The 20853-nt window shown below is 66.8% G+C and carries 18 protein-coding genes; 7 read left to right on the top strand and 11 right to left on the bottom strand.

What is annotated here, in order from left to right:
* Nucleotides 1–18: 18 nt before the first annotated feature.
* Nucleotides 19–1464, top strand: a complete 1446-nt coding sequence (locus C2862_RS06840; protein ID WP_136219350.1) for an App1 family protein — start codon at nucleotides 19–21, stop codon at nucleotides 1462–1464.
* A 76-nt stretch (nucleotides 1465–1540) separates the two neighbouring features.
* Here C2862_RS06840 and C2862_RS06835 read toward each other — a convergent pair whose 3' ends face one another.
* From C2862_RS06835 to C2862_RS06820, 4 genes are all read right to left on the bottom strand, one after another.
* Nucleotides 1541–1927, bottom strand: coding sequence for a YkvA family protein (locus tag C2862_RS06835; protein ID WP_229467318.1), 387 nt, complete (start codon nucleotides 1925–1927; stop codon nucleotides 1541–1543).
* Nucleotides 1928–3223, bottom strand: coding sequence for an MFS transporter (locus C2862_RS06830; RefSeq protein ID WP_136219385.1), 1296 nt, complete (start codon nucleotides 3221–3223; stop codon nucleotides 1928–1930). It lies immediately after the preceding gene.
* Nucleotides 3224–3231: 8 nt separating this feature from the next.
* The gene (locus C2862_RS06825) at nucleotides 3232–3549 is read right to left on the bottom strand and encodes a thioredoxin family protein (protein WP_136219349.1); all 318 of its coding nucleotides are present in this window, start codon (nucleotides 3547–3549) and stop codon (nucleotides 3232–3234) included.
* A 99-nt stretch (nucleotides 3550–3648) separates the two neighbouring features.
* A complete protein-coding gene (locus tag C2862_RS06820; protein WP_136219348.1) occupies nucleotides 3649–6741 on the bottom strand; it encodes a PD40 domain-containing protein in 3093 nt (1030 codons plus the stop codon).
* A gap of 285 nt (nucleotides 6742–7026) precedes the next feature.
* On the opposite strand from C2862_RS06820, the gene C2862_RS06815 reads away from it, so the two are divergent.
* The 3 genes from C2862_RS06815 (at nucleotide 7027) to C2862_RS06805 (ending at nucleotide 9443) form a co-directional block, all read left to right on the top strand.
* Nucleotides 7027–7209 carry a DUF3606 domain-containing protein gene (locus C2862_RS06815; RefSeq protein WP_136219347.1) on the top strand — a complete coding sequence of 61 codons (183 nt, stop codon included), beginning with the start codon at nucleotides 7027–7029 and terminating at the stop codon, nucleotides 7207–7209.
* A 160-nt stretch (nucleotides 7210–7369) separates the two neighbouring features.
* Nucleotides 7370–8512, top strand: coding sequence for a mechanosensitive ion channel family protein (locus C2862_RS06810; protein ID WP_136219346.1), 1143 nt, complete (start codon nucleotides 7370–7372; stop codon nucleotides 8510–8512).
* A 91-nt stretch (nucleotides 8513–8603) separates the two neighbouring features.
* The gene (locus tag C2862_RS06805) at nucleotides 8604–9443 is read left to right on the top strand and encodes a glucose 1-dehydrogenase (RefSeq protein ID WP_136219345.1); all 840 of its coding nucleotides are present in this window, start codon (nucleotides 8604–8606) and stop codon (nucleotides 9441–9443) included.
* A 161-nt stretch (nucleotides 9444–9604) separates the two neighbouring features.
* On the opposite strand, the gene C2862_RS06800 is transcribed toward C2862_RS06805, so the two are convergent.
* Nucleotides 9605–11971 carry a penicillin-binding protein 1A gene (locus tag C2862_RS06800; protein WP_373888246.1) on the bottom strand — a complete coding sequence of 789 codons (2367 nt, stop codon included), beginning with the start codon at nucleotides 11969–11971 and terminating at the stop codon, nucleotides 9605–9607.
* 190 nt (nucleotides 11972–12161) lie between these two features.
* Here C2862_RS06800 and C2862_RS06795 point away from each other — a divergent pair, with 190 nt between their 5' ends.
* Complete coding sequence (locus C2862_RS06795) at nucleotides 12162–12677, top strand: MarR family winged helix-turn-helix transcriptional regulator (protein WP_136219343.1); 516 nt, start codon at nucleotides 12162–12164, stop codon at nucleotides 12675–12677.
* A gap of 108 nt (nucleotides 12678–12785) precedes the next feature.
* Here C2862_RS06795 and C2862_RS06790 read toward each other — a convergent pair whose 3' ends face one another.
* The gene (locus C2862_RS06790; protein ID WP_229467317.1) at nucleotides 12786–13781 is read right to left on the bottom strand and encodes a hypothetical protein; all 996 of its coding nucleotides are present in this window, start codon (nucleotides 13779–13781) and stop codon (nucleotides 12786–12788) included.
* 397 nt (nucleotides 13782–14178) lie between these two features.
* On the opposite strand from C2862_RS06790, the gene C2862_RS06785 reads away from it, so the two are divergent.
* Together C2862_RS06785 and C2862_RS06780 are read left to right on the top strand one after the other, a co-directional pair.
* Entirely contained in the window at nucleotides 14179–15540 is a 1362-nt protein-coding gene (locus tag C2862_RS06785; protein WP_136219342.1) for a sensor histidine kinase, read from the top strand.
* 3 nt (nucleotides 15541–15543) lie between these two features.
* A complete protein-coding gene (locus C2862_RS06780; protein ID WP_136219341.1) occupies nucleotides 15544–16935 on the top strand; it encodes a sigma-54 dependent transcriptional regulator in 1392 nt (463 codons plus the stop codon).
* Nucleotides 16936–16981: 46 nt separating this feature from the next.
* On the opposite strand, the gene C2862_RS06775 is transcribed toward C2862_RS06780, so the two are convergent.
* The 5 genes from C2862_RS06775 to C2862_RS06755 all read right to left on the bottom strand — a co-directional run bounded on the left by C2862_RS06775 (nucleotide 16982) and on the right by C2862_RS06755 (nucleotide 20853).
* A complete protein-coding gene (locus tag C2862_RS06775) occupies nucleotides 16982–17548 on the bottom strand; it encodes a DUF6438 domain-containing protein (protein ID WP_136219340.1) in 567 nt (188 codons plus the stop codon).
* Nucleotides 17549–17634: 86 nt separating this feature from the next.
* Nucleotides 17635–18567 carry a DMT family transporter gene (locus C2862_RS06770; RefSeq protein WP_307723537.1) on the bottom strand — a complete coding sequence of 311 codons (933 nt, stop codon included), beginning with the start codon at nucleotides 18565–18567 and terminating at the stop codon, nucleotides 17635–17637.
* A 1-nt stretch (nucleotide 18568) separates the two neighbouring features.
* The gene (locus C2862_RS06765) at nucleotides 18569–19090 is read right to left on the bottom strand and encodes a GNAT family N-acetyltransferase (protein WP_136219339.1); all 522 of its coding nucleotides are present in this window, start codon (nucleotides 19088–19090) and stop codon (nucleotides 18569–18571) included.
* Nucleotides 19087–19671 carry a helix-turn-helix domain-containing protein gene (locus C2862_RS06760; protein WP_136219338.1) on the bottom strand — a complete coding sequence of 195 codons (585 nt, stop codon included), beginning with the start codon at nucleotides 19669–19671 and terminating at the stop codon, nucleotides 19087–19089. Before C2862_RS06760 ends, C2862_RS06765 begins: the two co-directional genes overlap by 4 nt.
* Before the next feature lie 57 nt (nucleotides 19672–19728).
* Nucleotides 19729–20853 carry a YbdK family carboxylate-amine ligase gene (locus tag C2862_RS06755; protein ID WP_136219337.1) on the bottom strand — a complete coding sequence of 375 codons (1125 nt, stop codon included), beginning with the start codon at nucleotides 20851–20853 and terminating at the stop codon, nucleotides 19729–19731.

Below are 20853 nucleotides of genomic sequence, written 5' to 3'. Positions count from 1 at the left end.
CCACGACGCCCGTAGCCGATGAGCCTTGAATCCGCTTTCCTGATCCTGACCCGCGACGGCTTTGCCGACCTCGCGGCGCGCGAGCTGCCCGGCCGCGCCGCCCTGTTCCTGAATCCGGGTGTGGCGACGGCGGACGAGATCGCGCAGCTGGCCGCATCCGGCGCAAGCGTACAAGTCCTGCCGGCGGCCCTCCCCGCCGCGCTCTCCGGCGAATTCGAGCGCACCTTGCAGGGCCTGGGACTGCCGGCGCAGCGGCTCTGGATCGAGCATCCGGTTGCCGCCGCCATTCCTGCGGCACCTGCGGCCGAGCCGCCGCAGCCGGTCCCGCATGTGCCTGCCCTGCACGAACGCCTGGCCGGCGTGGCCGGCCAGTTCGCCACGCGCGCCACACGTGCCCTCCACCGCCTGCGCCAGGCCGGAAGCGACCGCCCGCTGCTGGTCCTGCCCTACCTCGGCTTCGGCAATGCGAATAAACTCTGGATCAAGGGCCGGGTGCTGGACGAGGCCAGTTTCCGCGAGCAGACCGGCCAGGACAGCAGCTGGAGCAACCTGGTCGCGCTGTACCACCGGCTCGAATCGGACGAGGTGGCCGGCGCGCGCGTGGTGGCGCAGTTCGACGGCCGGCGTTTTGACACCGTGACCGACAGCGGCGGCTATTTCGAATTCGAGATCCTGCCCGCCGCGCCGCTGGCCGGCGGATCGCACCGGATCGCGCTCGAGCTGCCCGAGTGGAAAGGCGCCGACGGCCAGCCGATCCGCGCATCCGCCGAAGCCTTCGTGCCGAGTGCCACGGCCCGCTTCGGCATCATCAGCGACATCGACGACACGGTGCTGTGGACGAACGTCACCAACAAGCTGAACATGGCCCTGATGATGGCGCGCACCAACGCCCATACCCGCAAACCCTTCAAGGGCGTGGCCGCCTTCTACCGCGCGCTACGCGACGGCGCCGGCGGCAATGAGGACAATCCGCTGTTCTACGTGTCGAGCAGCCCCTGGCACCTGTTCGGCTTCCTGGTCGACTTCCTGCGCCTGCAGGGCATCCCCGTCGGCCCGCTGCTGCTGCGCGAGCTGGGCATGCGCGACGTCTTCAAGCTGACGAAACATGGCAATCACAAGCTGGAGAAAATCGAACTGATCCTGAGCTTTTACCCCGACATGCAGTTCGTGCTGATCGGCGACAGCGGCGAGAAGGACCCGGAAATCTATGCCGAGATCGTGCGGCGCCATCCCAAGCAAGTTCGGATGATCTATATCCGCAACGTGAATCCGGACCCGATGCGGATCGAGGCGCTCGACAAGCTGATCGAGGAAGTCAGCAGCACCGGCACCCAGCTGTTCCTGGCGCCGGACAGCGTGTTCGCGGCCTCGCACGCGGCGGCGGAGGGTTTGATCGCGGTGGACCGGCTGGCGTCGGTCCGGTCCGATAAGAAGGACGACGACAAGCTGCTGCCGTCAGTGTGAGGCGTTCGGGCATGGTGGGCACGGGGCGCCCACCCTACGGCTCAGGTAGGGTGGGCGCCCCGTGCCCACCGCTCGCCTAGATCAACAGGTAGCGCCAGATCGCCCAGCCGGCCAGCAGCCAGACTACGACGACGAACACGATGCCCCAGGCGCTGCGCGGCTTGCGTCCTTCGGCCGCCATCCAGTCCTCCGCCTTGCCCCTGCATTCGGCCAGCACGCCTGCCGGAATCAGGCGCACGGCCATCCAAATCAGCACCGGCAGCAGGATCACGTCGTCGAGGTAGCCCAGCACCGGAATGAAGTCCGGGATCAGGTCGATCGGACTGAGGGCGTAGGCGACGACGACGAAGCCGAGCAGCTTCGCCGCCATCGGGGTGCCGGGATGCTTGCAGGCGAACCAGAGGGTGACGCCGTTGCGCTTGATCCTGCGCGCCCATTCCCTCAGCTTCGCCGCACTTTCCAATCAGGCCGCCGTCGTGCCGACCTTCGCTGCCGTTTGCGTGCTCGTGCCCTTCGTGAGCATCAGCGCGATCAGGCTCAGCAGCGCTGCGCCGGTCAGGTAATAGCCGACGTACTCGATGCCGTAGTCCTTCGCCAGCGAGGTCGCGATATACGGTGCCAGCGAGGCGCCGAGGATGCCGGCCAGGTTGAAGGTCAGCGAGGAACCGGTGTAGCGCACCGCCGGCGGGAACAGCTCGGCCAGCAGCGTGCCGAGCGGGCCGTAGGTCAGCCCCATCAGCGACAGGCCGATCACCAGGAACAGGCCGGCTTTCACCAGGTTGTCGGCCACGAACAGCGCGCCGAAGGTCAGGCCGAAGACCATGATCGCCACCGTCACGCCGATCATCGCGGCGCGCCGGCCGAAGCGGTCGGCGATCACGGCCGACGGCGGGATCAGGAGGCCGAAGAAGACCACGGCGCCCAGCTGCAGCAGCAGGAACTGGGTGCGCGAGTAATGCAGGCCGGTCGTGCCCCAGCTCAGCGCGAACACGGTGAGCAGGTAGAACAGCACGAAGGTCGATGTGGCCATCAGGGTGCCCAGCAGCAGCGCGCGGCCGTGGTCCTTGAAGACGGTGAGGAACGGCACTTTCACGCGTTCGCCCTTGTCCAGCACCGCCTGGAAGTCAGGCGTCTCGTGGATCTTCAGGCGCACATACAGGCCGACGGCGACCAGCAGCGCGCTGGCCAGGAAGGGAATGCGCCAGCCCCAGCCGAAGAACTGGGCGTCGGTCAGGGTCTGGGTCAGGATCAGGAAGGTGCCGCCCGACAGCAGGAAGCCGATCGGCGCGCCCAGCTGCGGGAACATGCCGTACCAGGCGCGCTTGCCCGGCGGCGCGTTTTCGGTGGCGAGCAGCACGGCTCCACCCCATTCGCCGCCCAGGCCCAGGCCCTGGCCGAAGCGGCACAGCGCCAGCAGCAGCGGCGCCAGGGTGCCGATCGAGGCATAGGTCGGCAGCAGGCCGATCACGATGGTCGAGATACCCATGGTCAGCAGGGCCGCGACCAGGGTGGCCTTGCGGCCGATGCGGTCGCCGAAGTGGCCGAACAGGGCCGAGCCGACCGGACGCGCGAAGAAGGCGATGGCGAAGGTGGCGAAGGATTGCAGCGTGGCGGCCGCCGGATCGGCGGCCGGGAAGAACAGTTTCGGGAACACCAGCACGGCGGCGGTGGCGTAGATGTAGAAATCGAAGAATTCGATGGTGGTGCCGATCAGGCTCGCGAACAGGACGGTACGCGCTTTGTTGGCGGGTTGCTTCATCGTCTGGCTCATGCGCTCACCGCCTTGTTCAGGGCTTCACGGACTTCGTCGACGCTGTCGGGACGGGTGACGCGGGCCACTTCGACCCCGTCCTTCAGGACCACGACGGTGGGCCACAGCTTGATCTTGAAGGAGCGCCCGAGCGGACGGCCGGGACCATCCTCGACCTGGATGTGCTGGACGGCGGGCTGTTCCTTCAGGGCTCCCGCGATGTGCGGCTCGCCGGCGCGGCAGTAGCCGCACCAGTTGGTGCCGAAGTCGAGGGCGACGATCCCGGGCAGCGCGTCGACCGCGCTGCGCTCGGGTTGGGACGTTTGATAAGACATAGCGATGCTCCTCAATAGTGCCGATTCGACAAGCGTACCTGAAACACCATCGAGGAGCCAACATTTAATTGCACGATTTCAATGCGGCGGGTTCCCAGCTCAGTGCGCATGCCCTCCCGGCTCCTCGCAATGCTCCGGCTCATCCCGGCACAGCGTCTCCTGCGCCGCCAGCGCCAGGCGCCGCGCCTCGATCTGGGCCGGGGTGCGCGCCGGGGCGAGGATGTCGTCCTGGGTGAAGACGCGCCCGTTCTTGAGCACCACCTGCACCGCGGCGGCGGCGCGCAGATCAAGCAGCGGGTTGCCGCGCACCGCGATCAGGTCGGCCAGCTTGCCCTTCTCGACCGTGCCCAGGTCCTCGCCAACCAGGGCCATGCGGGCGGCGTCGCGCGTCACCGAATACAGCGCGGCCAGGTTGCCCTGCACCAGTGCAGCGCCGCGCATGTTCAGGTGCAGGGAGATGCCCGGCACCACCAGCGGCGAGTCGGTGCCGTTCGCAACCAGGGCGCCGGCGGCCTTGACCTTGGCCTGCTGGGTGGCGTCGTTGACGATGCTCGCCAGCTGGGCGGCGGTCGGCGGCTGGGCGTTCTGCAGGCCCGGCACGAAGTTCGGCGGCACCAGGATGAAGCGCGGATCGGTAACGATGGCCGGATCCAGCCCGGCCAGCGCGCCGGCCGAGAACAGGGTATCGATCAGGTGGAAATCGGCCTTGCCGTAGACGTCGGCCGCATCCTGGTAGGTAATCGCGCGCACAAAGGACTTCGACCAGCCGTAGCCCATGCGCTGGGTCGCCGACAGGTGGGTGGTGCCGGCCAGGCCGGTCGCCGCGCCCGGCTGCACCATGTGCGTGCCGCTGGGGATGCCGAGGTCCTGCGCGCCTTGCGCGATACGGGCCATGACCGGGATCGGCGCACGCACGTAGCTCTTCAGGAAGTCGACGTCGAAGCGCTTGGCCTTGGCGATCTCGATGTCGGCGATCTGCGGCGTGCGCAGGGTGCGCGCGAAGCTGTAGAACAGGCGGTTGCCTTCCCACAGCGGCGGCGAGACGAACAGGCGCGGCCCGATCAGGTTGCCGGCCTCGAGCGCTTCGCGCATCTCGATGCTCTGGTGCAGCGGGCCGGCCACCGATTGCGCGGTCGTGATCCCGTAGGAGAGCATCAACTGGGCGATCTGGCCGAACTGGCCACCCTGGTACAGGGTCAGCGGGTGCAGGTGGGTTTCGATCAGGCCCGGCATCACGGTCAGGCCGCTGGCGTCGACCACGCGCACGTCGGGATCATGTTCGGCGTGGGGCGCGACCGAGACGATGCGGTTGCCCTCGATGACGACGTCGACGTCGTGCCGCAGGCTCGTCCCCACGCCGTCCCACAGGGCGCCGGCATGCACCACCGTGCGTGCCGCCGGCACCGCCTGGCGCCAATGGAGCTTGACCGGAATGTCGCGCGTGCCGCTGCCATCGAAGCGCACGGTGCGCACGCGCTCGGCCGATTTGTAGAGGATGGTCTGGGAATCGCCGCCCCAGGCCGGCAGGTCGGCCATGTCCTCACTGACCTGGCGCGCCGGGCCGGCGGGTGCGCCATCCGACCCGAGCGGCATCACGTGCAGGCGCGAGTCCATGATGAAGGCGACCTTGGTCCCGTCGGGCGACAAGGCAGCGGCGCCCTCGTCGCGCTCGGCGATCTGGCGCGGCTCGGGTGCGACCGCGTAGAAGGTGCCGGTGCGGGTGGCGAGGTCGATCACGCGCAGCTTGTTGTAGCCCTCGCGGAAGCGGTTGTTGATGCGCTCGTTATCGACCAGCAGGATGCGCTGGCCGTCCGGCGTCCACTGCGGCGTGCTGACCTGGGTGCTGACCGATGGGATGATCACCTCCGACACGCCTGTCGCCAGGGTCCGGATTTCCAGCTGTCCGGACAGGGTCGTGTAGGCCAGGCGCGTGCCGTCGGGCGAGAGCTTGGGCGTGACCAGCGAGCGCCCGGGAATCGCGGCCAGGCGCGTGCGGGTGCGGCTGGCAAGGTCGATGCGGTCGACCGCGAGCTGGCCGGCGTTGCCGCGCTCCGAGGAAAAATAAATCGCGCTGCCATCAGGCGTCCACTGCGGATTGGCGTCGCGGTCGGGGTCCTCGGTCAGGCGCACCGGCGCTTCGCCGATGCGCATGGTCCAGACGTCGTTCAGGGCGACAAAGGCGATGCTGCGTCCGTCCGGCGAGAGCACGGGCGCGCTGATGCCGCGCACGGGGCGCCGCTTGAAGTCGTCGAAATGGCGGTCCTTGCGGCGCTCGAAGCTCGGGCGCCGCAGTTTCAGTTCGGCGCTGAAGGCGATGTCGGCAGGTGCACTGCCATTCGCAGCGCGGGTGCGGATGTGGCCATCGGCGGTGTAGAGGAAGCGGCCGTCCGGCAGGAAGCGCACCGGGAACGGAAAGATATCCTCGTCGGTCGTGACCTGCGTGCCGCCCACGACCAACTGGCGCGCCGCGTTCTGGTAGACCAGGGCGTCACCAAGCGGCGTCCACGCGGGCGCGGTGCCGGGAGCGACGATCGTCGGCGCGCCGCCGGCAAGGGGAGCCGTCAGCACGTTCGTACCGTCGACATAGGCCAGGCGCGTGCCGTCGGGCGAGACCACCGGGTTGCTCTCGGCTCCGGGGCCGGTCGTGACCTGGCTCGGCGCGCCGCCGCCGGCGCCCACGCGCCAGATCTTGTACTGGCCGTCGCGGCTGCGGTCGGACGAAAACACCAGGCCGCTGCCGTCGGGCAGCCAGGCCGGTTCGCGGTCGTCATATGGGCCTTCGGTCAGTTCGCGCGCGTGGCGTCCGTCCGGGCTGATGGTCCAGATGTGGAAGTTGCCCTCCGGCGCGTAGTTCTGGAAGGCGATGCGCTTGCCGTCGGGCGACCAGACGGGAGCCGTCGGCTCGAGCTGCCAGTCGGTGATGCGGGTCGCGCGCCCGCCGGCAGCCGGCATGACCCAGAGCGCGCCCTGGGCCGAGAACACGATGCGGCTGCCGTCCGGCGACGGGCTGGCGGCCATGTTGGTGCCTTCGCGCAGCTCGACCGTGTAATCGCGGGTGGCGCCGCGCAGGTCGCTCAGCTGGTCGACGCCGCCCGGAAACTGACAGGCGGCCAGCAGGGCTGCCCCGACGGCAGCGGCAAGCACATTGCGGGTGAAGGAAGGTTGACGTGGGCGCTGTGGCTGGGTTTTCATGTGCGGCCTCCGGGTTAGTTGCCAAATTGCACCAAGGTAGTGCACGGCTCACCCATCGATCTTCACGAGGCTGCCTGACGAAGTGCTGACTGATGAGTCAGCCTGGCAATGTCCGAGGCTCTGATTACGGCTGGGCTGATTCCGATCAATTTCCTAAGCTGATGAGCGGGAACTTTCTGCCGGCTGAGCTGCAACCGAGCAATGCGGGCACAAGGTGAAATGCTTAACCGACGAGAGCGTCCGGCAGTGGCATATTCAATTCAAACTCGTCAATAGGAGCCCATCATGTCCGACAATCTGCAAAAAGCCGGTCAACAGGACCGCAGCCGCATCAACGTGCACGAAGAGTGGGAAGTGCGCCACTGGACCGAGGCTCTGGGCGTCTCGCGCGAAGAGCTGGAACGCGCCGTTGCCGAAGTCGGTGTCTCGGCCGAAGCCGTGCGCCAGCACCTGAAGAACCGCAAGTAAGTTCGAGCCTTCCCGGACGCCATGCGTCCGCCCTGGCCGCGGGTTCGCCCCGCGGCCACGCCGTAGTGTTCCCTACGCCGCCATTCGGCGACCTGCAGCCGGAACCCGTGTACCCTTGCGCGCCCTTGCGCCCCCTCTTCCATAAAAAAAGGAGCCCAAAGTGGATATCCGCGCCTTTGTCGCATCCCTCGACATCACCCTGCCCAATGCCCTGTTCGCGCTGTCCCTCGCGGTCGCCAGCTTCGTCGCCATCCACGGCCTGCTGATGCTGTTCCGGCGCCGCCTCGACAAGCTGTCGGACGAACATGCGCACCGTCCCGTCGCCGAAGTCCTGCGCAAGACCCTCGCGCGCACCAGCAACATCGTGGTGCTGGCCACCAGCATCCTGATCGGCCTGTCGGCGCTCGACCTGCCGCCGCCCTGGAATGCGCGCGTCAGCCACCTGTGGTTCCTGACCCTGGGCCTGCAGCTGGCGATCTACCTGCACAGCGCGATCAAGGTCACTGCGCGCCGCTACTTCCGCACCCATGAACATGCATCCGCCGACAGCCAGGTCACGGTAGCCCACACCCTGATCATCTGGGTGCTGCAGACCAGCGTCTGGGTGATCTTCGCGCTGGCCCTGCTGGCCAACCTCGGCATCAACATCACTACTTTTGTGGCCAGCCTCGGGATCGGCGGTATCGCCATCGCCCTGGCCGTGCAGAACGTGCTCGGCGACCTGTTCGCCTCGCTCTCGATCGCGATCGACAAGCCCTTCGAGGTCGGCGACTTCATCTCGACGTCCAGCACCTCGGGCACGGTCGAGAAGGTCGGGCTGAAGACGACGCGCCTGCGCGCCGCCAGCGGCGAACAGATCATCGTCTCGAACGCCGAGCTGCTGAAGTCGACGGTCTCGAACTTCAAGCGTATGGTCACGCGCCGCATCGTCTTCAACCTGCGCGCCCACCCCGACACGCCGGCCTCGGTGGCGGCCAGGGTGCCGACCGCGATCGCCGAATTCATCGGCCGCCAGGACAAGGTGCGCTTCGACCGCGCCCACCTGAGCAAGTACACCCAGGACTACATCGAGTGGGAGATCGTCTACACCATCCTCGACGCCAATTACGACCTGTTCATGAACACCCAGCAGGCGCTCATCCTGGCCTCGATGCAGATGTTCGCCGACCTCGGCATCTCGACCGCCCCGCGCGCGCAGCAACTGCTGTTGCAGGAAGCGGTCGAACCAAGTGCGCCGGACCTGCCCGAGGGTCCGCGCGCGCGCCAGCCGGCCTCGCTGCGCAGCCTGCACCAGGGCAGCTGAGGGCGCCTGACGGGGCTTCGGGGAACGCGCGCCGGGCCGGCCGGGCGTGGGCTAGCATGGCTGGCTCCATCACCAGACAAGGAGCAGCGCGATGAATATGCCCACGCAGCAACAGCAGCCGCCCGGACGCGAATCCGGACTCACCCCGAAGGCCGACCACGGCGAAACGAGCTACCAGGGTTCCGGCAAGCTGGCCGGCAAGGCGGCCGTGATCACGGGCGGCGACAGCGGCATCGGCCGCGCCGTCGCCCTCGCCTTTGCGCGCGAAGGCGCGGACGTCCTGATCGCCTACCTGAACGAACACGATGACGCGAAGGAAACGGCGCGCCTGGTCGAGGAAGCGGGCCGGCGCGCCGTGTTGATGCCGGGCGAACTGGCGGAGCCCGCCCACTGCCGCGCCATCGTCGAGCGCGCGGTGCAGGAATTCGGCCGCATCGACGTCCTCGTGAACAACGCCGCCTTCCAGATGAGCCACGACGCGATCGAGGAGATCCCGGACGAGGAATGGGATTACACCTTCCAGGTCAACATCACGGCCATGTTCCACATCTGCAAAGCGGCGGTGAAGCACATGCGGCCCGGCTCCAGCATCATCAACACCACCTCGATCAACTCCGACAACCCGAAACCGACCCTGCTGGCCTATGCCGCCACCAAGGGCGCGATCGCCAACTTCACGGCGGGCCTGGCCCAGCTGCTGGCGGAAAAAGGCATCCGCGTGAATTCGGTGGCGCCGGGGCCGATCTGGACGCCGCTGATTCCGTCGACCATGCCGCCGGACCAGGTGGAGAGTTTCGGGCAGCAGGTGCCGATGAAGCGGCCGGGGCAGCCGGCGGAAGTGGCGCCGGTGTATGTGCTGCTGGCGTCGGATCAGGCCAGCTATATTTCGGGTGCGCGGATTGCCGTGACGGGCGGGACGCCGATCCTTTGAACCGGGAAAAACCCGCGGGCATGCGCGCCCTACGGTGCACCACCGTCCCGGGCTTCTACAACCCGTATCGGTGCGTAACGTAGGGCGGGCATGCCCGCGTTACATGCCGGTGCATGCCGCACCGTTTCGCCAGGCCGCGGGCCATGCCGCCACAGTCAGCATTAATACAACGGCGTCGGAACGGGCGTCGGCGGTGGCGGCGGCACGCCTTCCATCGGCGCGTCCTCGACTTCCTCGGCCTCGTCCGCGGCCGGTTCCTCCGGCTGCGGCGCATCGGCCGGCATGCCCTCGACCAGGTCGCCCGGCTGGATGAATTCCTCTTCCGGCTCCTCCTCGCGCGCGCGCACCGGCGCCGGCGGCCGGCCTCCCGGGAACAGCGCATCGCGGTCGATCTTGCCGGCGTCCAGCGCGCTCCTGAAGAAGTCGCCGACCAGCAGGATCGCGTTATGGCCGCCCTGCCCCCAGTAGCTCGAGCGCATGGTGACGCGGTTGTCGTTGAAGCCGACCCAGGCGCCCGCCACCAGGTTCGGGTGCATCAGGATGAACCAGCCGTCGGCGTTGTTCTGGGTGGTGCCGGTCTTGCCTGCGACGTCGCCGTTGATGCCGAAGCGGTAGCGCACGGCCGTGCCGGTGCCGCGGTTGACGACGCCGCGCAGCATGTCGATCAGGGTCGCGCTCGACGCCGCCGACATCGCGCGCTCGGGCGCATTGGCGCCGAAGTCGGCGATCACGTTGCCGTCGCGGTCGCTGATGCGGCGGACAAAGACCGGCTTGCGGTATTCGCCCTGGGCCGCGATCGACGCATAGCCGCTGACCATCTCGAGCAGGGTCACCGGACTGGTACCGAGGGCCAGCGAAGGCACCTGGGACAGCTTGCTCTGGCGGATGCCGAGGTTCTGGGCCAGCTTGACCACCGGCGGCAAGCCGACGTCGCGCATCACCTGGGCCGTGATCGTGTTCTTCGAATACACCAGGCCGTCGCGCATCGTCATCTGGCGCCCCGTGGTGCCCGACATGTCGGTCGGGCGCCAGACCGTGCCGTCGGCGGCGCGGATATCCATCACGGCGTCGACGTAGGGCTGCTCGGGCGGGATGCCGTTTTCGAGCGCCGCGCCGTACACGAAGGGCTTGAAGGTCGATCCCGGCTGGCGCGCGGCCTGGGCCACGTGGTCGAACTGGTCGCGCGCGAAGTCGCGGCTGCCGACCCAGGCCTTCACTTCGCCGGTGGCCGGATCGATGGCGACGAAGCCCGCTTCCAGGCGCGACTTGGCTTCCTTCAGGCGGCGCATGAAGCTGCGGTCGGCCTTGATGCGCTTGAGCGCCGCTGCCGGCGCCTCTCCACCGTCCACCGCCTTGCGGTAGTCAGGCGTTTCGCGGACAAATGCGTCCAGTTGGGCGCCGTGGGTGTGCCAGTAGTAGTCGAAGGGCGCGATGCTGCTGCGCATGGAGGTATAGGTGCCGATCGAGGTCGAACCGGGCGGCGTCGGATTGGCCCATTCCACGTCGGCCACGGCCTGCAACGCGCCGGCCTGCTTCTCGACGGCGCGCAGGGCCGCTTCCTGCAGGTTGGTATCGAGCGTGGTCTGCACCACCAGGCCGTCCAGTTCGAGGTCGTAGTCGTTTTCGTTGGCCCACTCGAGCAGCCACTTGCGCACGTAGGCGGTGAAGTGGTTGTCGCGTCCGCTGCGTTCAAGCTGGCGTTCGAAATCCAGGCGCAGCGGCCGCTTCACGAGCGCCTTGTAGCGCGCCTCGTTGAAGGCGCCGCGCTTGAGCATCTGGCCCAGCACCACGTTGCGGCGCGCCAGCGAGCGCTCCGGATTGGTGACGGGATTGTAGTAATAGGTCCCTTTCAGCATGCCGACCAGGGTCGCCGCTTCCAGCACGTCCAGTTTCGACGCCGGCTTGCCGAAATAGGTACGCGCCGCCATCTCGATGCCGCGCGCGTTGTACAGGAAAGGCACCGTGTTGAGGTAGGCCTCGAGGATCTCGGTCTTGCTGTAGGTGTTCTCGATCTTGATCGCGGTGATCAGTTCCTTCAGCTTGCGGTTGATGCTGCGCGCACGCCCGATCTCTTCCGGGAACATGTTGCGCGCCAGCTGCTGGGTGATCGTTGAGCCGCCTTGCGCATCGCCCTTCAGGCTGGCGAGCATGGCGCCGCCGATACGCGTGAAGTCGACCCCGTGGTGGTCGTAGAAGCGGTGGTCTTCCGTCGCGATCAGGGCCGTGATCACGTGCGGCGAGATCTGCGACAGTTTCACGCGCTCCTGCAGGCCCTGCTCGAAGCTGCCGAGCTCCTTGCCGTCGGCGGACAGGATCGTGCTCGGGCGCGCGCTGGTGACCTGCTTCAGGTCGTCGACGCCCGGCGTGAGCGGAATCAGGATGATCAGATAGGCGATAAAGGCGGCGAGCAGCACCACGAATGAGGCCAGGCCGACGATCAGCACCTGCTGCCGGCGCGGCCGCCCGGACAGGAAGCCATGCGCCTGGCGCACCCCGGCCTTCGCCCTCCCGCCTGCGCTGCCGAACAAATCCCTCGCCTGCTGCCGAATCCCACTCTCGGTCTTCTCGTCCTGGTCCACTATTTTCCTTGCTAAATTGATCTGGCATGCGCAGTATAGCCGACGGCACCCTCCGCACATGGGGCGCACATGTGGACCGCGGGCCACGCCAAGCGCTGCCGAGCTCGCGGCAGCTTGTACTTTCCGCTATGATGTCACAATGTCTTTACAATCCATCTCTGCGGAAACCCCGCAGCCAGACTCTGCCGATCCGGCGACCGAGCCCGCCACGCGCGTGCTGCGCCAGTTCCGCATCGTTTTCAACTCCGTGAAAACCCACTTCCGCCAGGTCGAGCGCGAAGCCGGTCTCGGCGGCGCGCAGCTGTGGGCGCTGTCGGTGATCGCGCAGTCGCCCGGCATCGGCGTGACGGAACTGGCCCGGTCGCTCGACATCCACCAGTCGACGGCCAGCAACCTGGTGCGCACGCTCACGCAGCGCGGCCTGGTCTCGGCCGCGCGCGAAGGTTTTGATCGCCGCGGGGTCGCCCTGCGCGCCCTGCCCGCGGCCGAGCCGCTGCTGAAGAGCGCGCCGATGCCGTTTGCCGGCGTGCTGCCGGATGCTCTCTCGAGCCTGGACGAGGCGACGTTGCGCCGGCTGGAGCAGGATCTGGGGCGCCTGATCACCCTGCTTGCTGCCGACGAAGCCGGCGCGCAGGTGCCGCTGGCACAACTCTGAGTGCAAAAAAAGCCCGGCACGAGGCCGGGCAAATGTGCCTGTTTGAGCGTCTTAGGGGTCCGCCGGCACAATTCAGGACGTCCTGAATCACTCTGAACCGTGACCGCATCAGGGAAACGGCGGTTTCAGTTGTTGCTCGACCGGCACCGGGAACGGGAAGCCCAGCACGACCGCGCGTCCGCGCACCCGGTTCTGCGCGCGGCATTTCCGGACGCAGACCGTCGCCGGCGGCGCCACTTCGACGGCATCCTCGCCCATGACCTGCCCCATGCGCCCGCCGCTGGCCACCAGCCAGGTCGACACCCTGCCGCAATGCAGGACCGTCTCGACACCGGTGCGCGTACGAATGGCGTTGCTGCAGCGCGGTTCGTCCACCCGCTCCGCCACCTGCGCGCTGTCGCGGCCGACGAACTTGCGCGAAAAGTTGTTGGCGAAGTTGATGCGCGACGGCACCTCGATCGTCGTGTCCTTGTACGGAACGATATCGCCTTCGCGTGCGCGGAAGTTACCGTTATCGAAATAAAACGCTTCGGCGGACAGCACGTGCGTGAACCTGGTCCGGGACTGGTCGGCCCGTTCCGGCTCCATCTGGAACACGCCGCCGGTGGCGCAGTCCTTGGCCTGGATCTTCATGGTCAGGCCCGGTCCTTCGCGCAGGATGAGCAGCGATTCCCCGTCCAGTTCGAGCTCCACTGCGCTCGTCAGTACCAGGCCGCGATGGTCGGGACGCTTGCTGTCGAAGACCCGCGTGCGGCGGCCGCCGGTAAGGTCGAGCCGGTTCGGCGCGCCGGTCAGGGTGTAGTTCAGGATCCCGAAAGTACGCTTGTCGATGTCGAACTCGACGTACTTGCCGCGCACGGCAATCAGGTTCCCGCTCCCGAGTGCATTCGCCGCGACGGTGCGCTCGACCGGCCCTCTCAGGCCCAGCACCGTGAATCCGCCGCCTTCGCAGCCTTCGGACGAGGCTGCCGCCGCCTGGCCGCCATAGAGAGAGAGCAGGCAGAGGCAGAGGGCCGCGGCAGCCGCCTTGCAGCTGCGCTTGCGCCCGTGCCAGGGCAATGCGGGCGATAAGGTGCTCAATACGGCTGGCGGGTGCAGGTTCATCGATCTCTCCTCGAGTTGGTCGACGGCGGCGGGATGCGGCCGTAACGGCGTTGATACGGTCGATGTCAGCAATACCCGTGCCAGACATGGCGCGGTGCGTGTACGGGGCAGGACCTGGCATGGCGCGCTGTTTGTCTTGCCTGGGAAAAACTAATTGGGGCATTACACCCACTCGTTGCGTGATTTCCCCCAACGGCGCACACGCCGTGTTCCTGTCCAGACTGCCGTGAATCTTGTTGGCAACTGAACACACTTGCAAAGATGCACATAAAACGATGGGATAGCGCAGCGGGCGGGAGTATCATGCAAGCAGCATTGTATTGACAGCACGCGCTGTCCTTGCAATGCCGGCCGCCCCGGCGCCAAGCGGGGTTCAACGTAGAGGGATCGGACGACCATGCCTCGCCTGGAGACTGAATCGCACAGCCAGTTCGACCTCATGCGTCGATTCCTGCTGCTGAGCCTGATCGCGATCTGCATCGTCTCGATCGCCTCCGCCGCCCTCATGTCGCGCTTCCTGACCAACCGCCTGCTTCAGCGCGACGCCGAGGTCACCAGGGATTTCGTCCAGAATGTCATGGAGACCGAACTGGCCAAGGGTTATTCGCTCGACCACCCCGAGATGGTCGAGCGGCTGGCCGCCTTCCTCAAGCATGTCGCCGCCATGCCCGACGTCGCGCGGGCCAATGTGTACGCCACCGATTCGACCCTGCTCTGGTCGAGCGACAAGCGGCTGCAAGGGAGGAAGTACGGCGGCAATCCGGAGCTGGCCGAAGCGCTGAAGGGACAGCTCGAGATCGAGAGCGGCGAGATCGGCGGCCGGCACAGGCAAAAGGCCGAGCACTATCACCTGGGCGGATCGCGCGCCCGCTTTGTCGAACTGTATATTCCCCTGCGTGACGCCGGCACCAGGACGGTCGTCGGGGTCGTCGAGCTCTACCGCATCCCGATTGCGCTGACACGGGCGATTCAGGCGGGCACCACGCTCACATGGCTCACCTCGATCGGTAGCGGGTTGTTCCTCTACGCGGTACTGTTCTGGATCGTGCGGCGCGCGGACCGCCTGATCCGCTCACAGCAGGAACGCCTGATCGAGTCCGAGACCATGGATGCCCTGGGAGAGATGGCTGCCGCCGTCGCGCACGGCATACGCAACCCGCTGGCCTCGATCAGGTCGTCGGCCGAGCTGTGGCAGGAAACGGCCCGGGCCGAGGACGCCGAGGCGGCAACCGACATCATCCTCGAGGTCCATCGCATCGAGCGCTGGATCCGCGAGCTCTTGACCTACTCGGCGCCTCCCGACTACCGCCAGGAAGCGACGGCGCCCGGACCGATCATCGAACGCAGCATCGAGGGTTTCACGCGCGAACTGAAACGCCGCAAGGTGAACATCGACCTGAGCGTGCCGCCTGGACTGCCGGACATCCAGGCCAATGCCGCGCTGCTGACCCAGGCCTTGAATAACCTGATCTGTAATGCGCTCGAGGCGATGCCGCCGGACGGCGGCACCATCGCCATTGCCTGCAGCAGCAAACCGGACACACGCCAGATCGCCATCGAGGTGCGCGACACGGGTGCCGGGATCGGGCCCGAGCAACTCAGCCGCATCTGCCAGCCCTTCTACACGACCAAGGCCGACGGGCTGGGAGTCGGCCTGACCCTGGTGCGGCGCATTGCGCGGCGCTTCGGCGGCGACCTGCATATCGACAGCACGCCCGGCGCGGGAACCGCGGTCACCCTCGTCTTCCTCGGAGCCTGAACGATGACGCACGCCATCCTCATCATCGAAGACGAACGGGTGCTGGCCAAGAACATCAAGACCTATCTCGAACGCCATGGGCACGCGGCGACCGTGGTGCATTCCGGCGAAGAGGGAATCGCGAGGCTCGACGGCGCCCCGCCCGACGTGGTCGTGCTCGACTTCCACCTGCCCGGCATGGACGGCCTGGAAGTGCTGTCGCGCATTCGCTCCCGGAATCGCGCCATCAAGGTGATCATGATCACCGGGGATGCCACGGTCAAGGTGGCCGTGCAGGCGATGAAACTGGGCGCCTTCGATTACCTGAGCAAGCCGGTCGTGCTGCGCGAGTTGCGCCTGCTGGTCGACCGCGCACTCGGCATCGGCCAGGCGGGCGCGCCTGCGCATGCCGGGCCGGCCGCCCAGCCCGGCGGGAGCGAACTGGACAAGCTGTCCGGTGAGTCAGGCCCGATGCTGGCGCTGAAGGAAGCCATACGCCGTCTGGCCGAAGCGGAGCGGCTGGTGCTGGACAACGATCTGCCGACCGTACTGATCATTGGCGAGACCGGGGCCGGCAAGGAATGCGTGGCCCGGGCGGTACACTTCGAAGGCGCGCGCAAGGCGCAGCCCTTCATCGAGATCAACTGCGCATCCATCCCGCCGCAGATGCTCGAGGCCGAGCTGTTCGGGCATGAACGCGGCGCCTTCACCGATGCCCGCGAACGCAAGTACGGGCTGATCGAAGCGGCCGACGGCGGCACCCTGTTCCTTGACGAAATCGGGGAACTCGAATTGCCGATGCAGGCCAAGCTGCTGAAGGTACTCGAGGAGAAAAAGCTGCGCCGCCTGGGCGGCCTGCAGGAACACCGCATCGATTTCCGCGTGATCGCGGCAACCAACCAGGACTTGCAGCAGCGTGTACGGGAAGGCAGGTTTCGCTCCGACCTGTACTACCGCCTGAAAATGGTGCAGTTCGAGGTGCCGCCGCTGCGCGACCGGGGCGACGACGTCCTGCTCCTGGCGCGGAGCTTCCTCGCCCTGCACGGAACCCGGTACCGCAAGCCCGGGCTGTTCTTCACCCCCTGTGCGCAACGGGCCTTGCGCGCCTGGCACTGGCCCGGCAACGTCCGCGAGCTGCGTAACATGCTCGAGCAGATCGCCCTGATGGCAAGGGGTGAGGCCATCGCGGCGGAGCACCTGCCGCTGCCGCCGCCTGCGGTTCGCGCCAGTGCGCCCGCCGCGCCGGCGGCCCTGCCGGGACAGGAGATGAATCTCGAAGGCATGGAGCGCCAATACTTGCTCGCAGCGCTAGGGCAGGCCCGCTGGAACGTCACGCGGGCGGCGAAGAGTCTGGGGCTGTCGCGCGACGCGATGCGCTACCGGATCGAGAAATACAGCATCAAGGGCGACTCCTGAAGCGGTTCGAACCCAGGCCCGGCCGGCGCAGCTGTCAAGCCGCGGTCTATTTCGCCGGCTCGACAGCCTCGGCATTCGGCCGGCGTGCCCGCTTTCGCTGCTCGATCAAGGCGCCGGTGCCCGTGACCTGGTCGACGGCGCTGAACAGTGCGTTGATGCGCCGGGTCGGGACGGTGGGCCCCAGGCAACCGGCGTAGAGGATGACGTAGTCGCTGCGGGCGCCCTGGCGCCGGTTCACGCGCACGCTCTGGGTCGACATGTCGGTGAACCAGTGCTCGCAGCCGTCGGCCGTTTCTTGGTAGCTGCCGCGCATCTCGTCGAGGCGCGCCTCGCGCACCGCCTGCGCGATCCGGGCCAGGCCGCGCGCGTCGATGCGCGATTCGTGGGGACCGCCGGTATTGTCGAAGGTCGGGCCGGTATGAAGCACCCGTCCATCGGCAAACACCGCAAGCTCGAAGGCCGCGCAGTCGAACAGGCAGGCGGTCTGCTCGAAGATGAGCTCGTCGAAGTCGGTGAAGGGCTTCGGCGCCGTGCGTTCGCGCGAGTCGGCGTTCGTGCACGCCGACAGCAGCAATGCCAGCACGGCGAAGATCCATGTCGATGTCGATTTCATCGACGCAGTGTACGAGCTTGTCGATACGATGCCAAGCAGGCAGCCTGTTCGCCTTCAATCGATCGCGTCCCGAAAGCTGCAGGTGTTCAGGGGTGTCCAGCCGCGACCCGGTCCTTCTCCTGGTACAGGATGTACACGCCGCTGCCGATGATGATGGCCGCGCCAATCAGCGTCGTGCCATCGGGGAGGGTTTGCCACAGGATCCAGTCGATCGCCACAGCCCAGGCGAGCGCGGAGTATTGGAGGGGCGCGACGAGCGCCGCCTCGCCGCGGGCGAAGGCTTCGTTCAGCGCCATCTGGCCAAAGAAGCCGCCGATGGCCAGCCCACACAACAGCAGTGCGTGCGCCGGATCGATCGCCACCCAGCCGGGGGCAGCGAGGCTTGTGGCGCCGATGGCCATCAGGATCATCAGCCAGAACATCATGTGTTCGATGCGGTCGGTGCGGGCCAGCATGCGGGCACTGATGGCCGATACCGCGTAACACACCGCCGTTGCGAGGATGGCGATACTGCCGATTGTAAGGAAGCCGTTGCCGTCCGGGCGCAGTACCACCAGCACGCCGGCCATGCCGATCGCCACCGCCATCCAGCGCTGCGGGCTGACGCGCTCCTTGAGCATGACGACAGACAGCGCGGTAATCAGGATCGGCCCGATGAACAAGATGGTATACGCCGAGGCCAGGCCCGGGGCTTGGCCCGGGCGGTCCTTGAGGCCGAAGGCAAAGAGCGACAGCATGGCGATGCCCAGCGCCGCCCGCAGCAGGTGGACAGGCCAGTTGACCTGCAGGACGGAGCGCAGCGCCCCGCGCCAGGCGACCCAGGCGAATACCAGGGGCAGCGGCACCAGCGAACGCAGCGCGGCGACCTGGATCGGCGGGTAGTGGGCAGCCAGCAGCTTCATGATCGTGTCCCTGACCGAAAACGTGGCCACCGCGACCAACATCGCGGCCATGCTGCGCAGGTTTTCCGGATTGCGGTTCAAACGGTCCTCTGCATGCAGTCCTGCAGGCTTGAACAACTTACCCTCCCCGCTCGCGCGTATAAATGCCGACCGCCTTGCCGTATATCTCGGTGTCCGCCTCGTAGCTCAGGCCCAGGCGCCTGGCAACGCGCAGCGACGATTCATTGGCGCGAGCGATGACAGCCCGGACTTTCGGTTCACGCCGGATAGCGAGCGCATGATGCAGGGCCGCCGCCGCCGCTTCGTTCGCGAATCCCCGCCCCCAGAAAGCACGATAGGTATTCCAGCCGAGCTCCATCACCGTGGAGTCCTCGCGAAAGAACGCGCCGACGTTCCCGACGACGCGGCCGGTCTGCTTTTCCTCGACCGTCCACCATCCGGCGCCATGTATCAGCCACAGTCCTGCCTGTGAACAGAAGATTCGCCATGCGGCCTGGCGGTCGGCCGGGACCAGGTGGGCCGCGCTGACCGGGTCGGCCAGGTGCGCTGCGAATGCGTCGAAGTCCTCGCGGCGATATTCGCGCAGCGTGAGCCGTTCCGTGTGAAGGCCTGGAACAGAAGTGATGAACTCGCCATTCATGCCTTGGATTCCCTGGGTGGTTTGTGTGACTGGGAGACGAGCGCCACGAGATAGCGCGCCGGATCATCGCTCGGGTTGTGAAAGCTGAGCGGCTGATCGAGCCGCAGGCCGATGCAATCGCCGGCCTCCAGACGCCAGAGCGTATCGCCGACGGTGATATCCATGGTCCCTTCGATGATCCACACCTGCTGATGCATCTCGAGATTACGCGTCGTGGTTTCGTAGGTCACCCGCTGCCGTGCGGGGAAATCGACTTCAACCAGCTGGATCGGCGAGTACACCGACGGCGAGAGGTTACGGCGCGAATAGCCCGAGTCCGGATCGGTCCACACCGGCTGGTCCTGGCGGCGCGCAACGGGAGAGGGCTCGGCGGGCGCCTGTTCGAAGAGCGACGCCAGCGTGACGCCAAGCGCGCCTGTCAGCTTGTCAAGCACCGTCGCGGTTGCGCTGCTTTCGCCGCGCTCGATGAGCGAGATGTTCGAACGGCTGACGCCGCTCCGTTCGGCCAGGTCGGCCAGCGTCAGGCCCTGCGCAAGGCGCAGTTCACGCAGGCGGGAGGCGATGAGCTGATTGATGTCCATGCCTCCAGTATATAGGATTACGAATTCCTGTATACTGGATTTTGAAGCCCATTGTTTTCAGTCGATATCGACCCGGAACCGTCGCAGCGCCGCGTCGACGATCCCCTCGGCACTCCCCGCCTCTGCATGGGCCTCGCGCAGCATGTGGGCATCGCTCCCGGTATGCGTCTCGTTATAGATGTGCTCCAGCGCCGCCTCGCTGCCCAGCGCCTTCGCATGCGGTTCCAGGCGGCGCAAGGTGGTCAAAATGTCTTCGCGCAGTGAGATCGTCTCGTGTTTCTGCGGATGCACCAGCGTGCCGTCCAAACCGAAGCGGCAGGCCTGGAAGCGGTTGTAGTTGTAGACCAGGTAGTCGTCTTCCAGCGGCGCCGGCTCGTTCCCCTCCAGCAGATAGCGGCACAGCGCCTGCAGGTAGCAGGCCAGCGCGGCCGCGCGCTCGACCGTCAGCGGCGTGTCGCAGACGCGCAGCTCGATGGTGCCGTATTCCGGCTTGGGACGCAGGTCCCAGTAAAAGTCTTTCATGCTGCGCACGATGCCGGTGTTCTCCATGCGCGCGAAATAATCGCGCTCGAAGGCGTCCCACTTCAGGATGAACGGCGCCCGTCCCGACAGGGGAAACGCGAAGACGCTATTCAGGCGCGCCGAGTTGAACTGGGTGTCGCTGCCCTGCAGAAAGGGCGAGGAACTCGAGAGCGCGATGAAGTGCGGGATGTAGCGGTTCAAGGCGTGCAGCAGGAACAGGGCTTCGTCGCCCGACTTGCAGCCGATGTGCACGTGCTGGCCGAAGACCGTGAACTGCTTGGCGAGATAACCGTATAGGGCCGACACTTCGCGGAAACGCGGCTTGGAAAAGATCTTGCGTTGGGTCCACTGCTGGAACGGGTGGGTGCCGCCGCCGCAGATGCCGACGTTCAGGCGGTCGCCGGCGCGCAGGAGCGTGTCGCGGATGTCGCGCAGCTCGGCCAGCAGTTCGCCGTGCCGGGTATGCACGCTCGAATTAATCTCGAGCATGCTCTCGGTGATCTCGGGCGTGACGTTACCGGGGAAAGGTGCCCGCTCCAGCAGTTCCAGCATGTCGGGCGAGGCGGCAACCAGGTCGAAGTCCGACAGGCTGACCAGCTGCAGTTCCAGTTCGACGCCCATGGTGAGCGACTGGGATTGGGCGAATGGTGGAAGTGCCAT

This window comes from Massilia sp. Mn16-1_5 (assembly GCF_004798585.1).
Lineage (GTDB): Bacteria > Pseudomonadota > Gammaproteobacteria > Burkholderiales > Burkholderiaceae_D > Telluria.
Note: the sequence above shows the minus strand (reverse complement) of the source record. Positions and strands in the feature narration are given on the sequence as shown.